Genomic DNA, 4,355 nt, shown 5'->3' on the forward strand with positions numbered 1-4,355 from the left:
CTCTGAGCTTATCTATGATACCTATTATTACTGGAGGGTCCGGGCAGTTGCGGAGGATGAGGCTTGCAGCCCCTGGTGCCAACTGCAAAACTTTCATACCGTACCGGAGTCTTCTAACCCGGGCGATCCTACCGAGCCTCCAGATCCAACCGTAACGGTAACAGTAACCGTTCCGCCAGTTACCACCACTGTAGGTGTTACTTCGCCTCCTCTTACTGTTACGCGAACTCAGCCCCCGGTAACGGTTACTGAAACAAACGAAGTTACTTACACCACAACCGCGGTAATAACCACAACTGCGGTCAGTCCAACAGTCACTTTAACCCAACCGCCAATAACAATCACAAACACTGAGATAGTTGAACAACCGCCAGTAACTGTGACGCAAACTATTGAGCCTGTTAATCCTCCTTCAGGTGCAAATCAAGGTGCTCCAAACTGGGCAATGATCGGCATGATTTTAGGTGGAGCCGTCATGGCTTCTGCGGGTATCGTAATCTTGATAGATAAGATCCGCTATTAAACTGGTTGTTTGCTTCTTTTGTTAGAAGGTAGATCCTCCCAAGTATTAATTATTATTTTGAAGGTATATTTTTGTGTCTGAGAATAACATAAACAAATTAGATGGTACAGAAAAAGAAGTTAGCCGCAGGCGTACTTTCGCCATCATATCTCACCCGGATGCCGGAAAAACCACGCTTACCGAAAAGTTGCTTCTGTATTCCGGGGCGTTGCATCTTGCCGGTGCGGTAAGAAGCGGCAGCGGTACCAGTGCTACCGCTTCGGATTGGATGGCAATGGAGCAGCAGCGCGGGATTTCAATTTCTGCAACAGCGCTTGAGATGGATTATCGGGGTTTTCGTATAAACCTGTTAGATACACCCGGCCACCAGGACTTTAGCGAAGATACCTACCGTACACTTATGGCGGTTGACAGCGCGGTGATGGTTCTGGATTGTGCCAAAGGCATTGAGCCACAGACGGAAAAACTTTTTAAAGTCTGCCGGATGCAAAACATGCCAATCATCACTTTTATTAACAAAATGGATCATCCTGGCCGTGATCCGCTTGAGCTGCTGGATGAAATAGAAAGAATGCTGGGCATAACAGCAGCCCCTATGAACTGGCCAATCGGAGAAGATATTGATTTTAAGGGTGTATATGACTTTAGAAACCACCAGGTTCAACTCTACGAACGTACTGCCCACAACATGTTCAGAGCTCCGGTTACCGTAACTGGAATTGATGATCCTGAATTGGAAAAGATAATTGGGGGAACTGCCTGTAGCAAGTTGTCCGGAGAAGTGGAACTGCTTAAAGGCGTGGGTAATGTTTTTAACCGGGAAAGCTATCTTGCTGGAAAGCTTACCCCGGTATTTTTTGGCAGCGCACTCAACAATTTTGGGGTCGAACCATTTTTAAATGCAGTTTTGGAACTGGCACCCGCACCAGCCGCCAGGCAGGTGGAGGGTGGAGTAATTGACCCTAACAGCCAGGATTTTTACGGCTTTGTATTTAAGGTGCAGGCTAACCTTGATCCGCGCCACCGGGACAGGATGGCATTTATGCGGGTGTGCGGAGGAAAATTTACCAAAGATATGCCGGTGTTTAACCCCAGACTGGCAAAAGAAGTCAAGCTGACTCGCGCTTTCAGACTATTTGCGCGGGAACGGGAGCCAATTGAAGAAGCTTTCCCGGGGGATGTAATTGGTATTATCAGCCCTGGTCTGTTTGCTATAGGGGATACAGTTACCACCGGCAAGCAGCTTCGGTATGCGGAAATACCGAGATTTCCGCCTGAGCATTTTGCTGTTTTACATAACAAGCAAATCAGTCGCTACAAGCAGTTCAACAAGGGCATAGATCAGCTGGAAGAGGAAGGCGCGATTCAAGTTCTTTACCCGGAGGACGTTCAACGGCGTGAACCGGTGCTGGCTGCTGTGGGTGTGCTTCAGTTTGATGTTGTGCTTTCCCGTTTGGAGCAGGAATATGGAGTTGAAGCCAGAACAGAGATTCTTCCTTATTCCTGTGCGCGATGGGTTGTGGGTGAAAAAGAAGCTATCGACAGGGTGTTTCATCTGAGGAGGCATGACCGGCAATTCAGGGACAGCCATGGACGTATGGTACTGTTATTTTCTTCCACGTGGGAATTTGATTATTGCCAGCGGGAGAACCCGGGTGTTAAATTCCTGGAAATGGGATAAAGCAGGCTAATTTTTTCTTCAGCATCAACCGCTCAGGCTCAATATAAGGGGTATTTTAGCGAAGAATCTCACATGAATTGTGCTCGTACATAGGGAAACACTCCTATGTTACAACGGGCACTATTACGGAAAAGATCCTTCTTCGCACTTACGTGCTCATCAAGGATGACACAGCAAACATAAAAACGTGTCATTCTCGAGCACAGCGAAGAATCTCACACGAATTGTGCTCGTAAATACGGAAACACGCCTTATGTTACAACGGGCGCTATTACGGGAAAGATCCTTGCCGTTCTTACTCTTGCACTGGCTGCCATTACCAGGCTGGTTAGCCGGGTTGATGTGGTTGGGTGCATTAGCAAAATTGTGAGCGCAAACAAGTCTGGTTAAACAGGAATCCTTTTTTCAACTATCTTATGTACATTCCTGGCGGCTTTCAGGTGCCAGAGCCTGCGATTCGATGTAAATGCGGCTGCATTCCGGGTACACTTCCCGAATGTTTTTTTCAATATTCTGTATTGCAGTATGCATCTCGGCATCTGTGATGCCGGGTTTAAAACAAACGTCCAGGTTTACCAGCAAGTTGTGTGGGCCAATATACATGGTGAGTATCTTGCCTGCACGTTCTACCGCTGGCACTGCTGTGACCCTGCTTTTGATATCTTCCAAGGTGCTATCATCTACTCCTTCCCCCAGGAGCAGGCTTTTGGATTCAAAAGCCAAAATAAAAGCCACACTCATCAGCAATAACCCGATGGCTACCGATGCCGCTCCATCAAGATATGGGTTTTTGAACAAGTGCCCAAAAAATACACCTGCCAATGCAAATAACAAGCCGAGCATAGCAGCGCTGTCTTCCAGCACAACAGTAAACACACTCGGGTCCTTGGCTCCCTTGATGTAGCTCCAAGCCCCTTTGCTCCCCCTGGCTTTGTTGAACTGTTTGAAAGCAACCGAAAATGACCAGCCTTCCACCAGCATTGCTAATCCCAGTACGATGTAATTTACGGTGGGGTCGAAAAGCACTGCTTCCGGGGCAACGTGGCGCATATGGGCAATGCCCTCATATAGAGAAAGGCCCCCGCCAATACCAAATATAGAAACCGAAACTACCAGGGTCCAGAAATAGAGTTCCTTGCCATAACCGAATGGATGAGTTGGGTCTGCCGGTTTTTTAGCCCGGTTCAGGCCAAGCAGGATAAGCCCGCCGTTACCAGAATCAACCAGAGAGTGTATTCCCTCTGATATCATGGCGGAAGAACCGGTAATAGCAGCTGCTACGAACTTGATGGCAGCAATAACAGTGTTGCCGATGATGGCTGCTATGACTGCAATTTTTGATTCGCCGTGTGAAGCCATTTATATTCTCCTTTGAATAGAAATATTAACACAATCAAGGCAGATTTTACACAAGAAGCACCTCCCCTCGAACCGTCATTGCGAAGGCGCGTAAGCGCCTGTGGCAATCTCTGTACCACCCCAACCGTCACTGTGAGCCCGCGAGCGGGCGCGGCAGTCTCTCCAGATCGCCACGTCGGCCTTACGGCCTCCTCGCGATGACGGGAGTATGGTTGTAACTGCTCGCGCCCTCCTCGCGATGACGGGAGTATGGTTGTAACTGCTCGCGCCCTTCTTGCGATGACGGGAGTATGGTTGTAACTGCTCGCGCCCTTCTTGCGATGACGGACGGGTAACCGCCTTATGGTTTCCTTACGATGACACGTCTGTGGTTGTAACTGCCTCACGGCTTCCCAGTGATGACGTTCGTGTGCTTGTAATGCCTTTGCGGCCTCGGCGATGACGTATCGAAAGGCCAATATCCACCCGAACCGTCATTGCGAAGGCGCGTAAGCGCCTGTGGCAATCTCTGTGCCATTCGAACCGTCACTGCTAACAAACCGGGGGTTTTCATTACCCACTTGCTACCTGCTACTTAAGTTGACAAAGCGATATATCAAGAGTAATATAGATGAGGTTTTTGAGAACCGTTATAACGTTATCGTTATAACGTAACTTCAAGAACACAAAAATTTAGGAGATTCAAAATGAGGCTTTCCAGGTTTCTTATGACGGCAATTACTATGCTGCTCGTTGCAATGATGGCAGTTGGCTTTACCGGTTGCAGCTCCGGCGAAGCAATTACACTTAACA

The 4,355-nt window shown here is 48.3% G+C and carries 3 protein-coding genes; 2 read left to right on the forward strand and 1 reads right to left on the reverse strand.

The window, feature by feature from the left end; genetic code table 11:
• Both PHX29_07030 and PHX29_07035 read left to right on the forward strand, forming a co-directional pair.
• The coding region (locus PHX29_07030) for a hypothetical protein (protein MDD5605636.1) at positions 1-523 on the forward strand (523 nt) is incomplete at its 5' end.
• Positions 524-596: 73 nt separating this feature from the next.
• Positions 597-2,204: a peptide chain release factor 3 gene (locus tag PHX29_07035; GenBank protein MDD5605637.1), complete on the forward strand. Its 1,608-nt coding sequence runs from the start codon at positions 597-599 to the stop codon at positions 2,202-2,204.
• Positions 2,205-2,618: 414 nt separating this feature from the next.
• Here the strand turns inward: PHX29_07035 and PHX29_07040 are convergent, their stop codons facing one another.
• On the reverse strand, positions 2,619-3,563 hold the full coding sequence (locus PHX29_07040; GenBank protein ID MDD5605638.1) for a cation diffusion facilitator family transporter: 945 nt from the start codon (positions 3,561-3,563) through the stop codon (positions 2,619-2,621).
• Between the last annotated feature and the right edge of the window lie 792 nt (positions 3,564-4,355).

Source organism: Dehalococcoidales bacterium (genome assembly GCA_028717385.1).
In the GTDB taxonomy this organism is placed as follows: Bacteria; Chloroflexota; Dehalococcoidia; order Dehalococcoidales; family CSSed11-197; genus CSSed11-197.

What these genes read in the sequence shown, in the direction of transcription:
- PHX29_07040 (MDD5605638.1), bottom strand. Translation starts at nt 3,563, where the DNA reads ATGGCTTCACACGGCGAATCAAAAATTGCAGTCATAGCAGCCATCATC.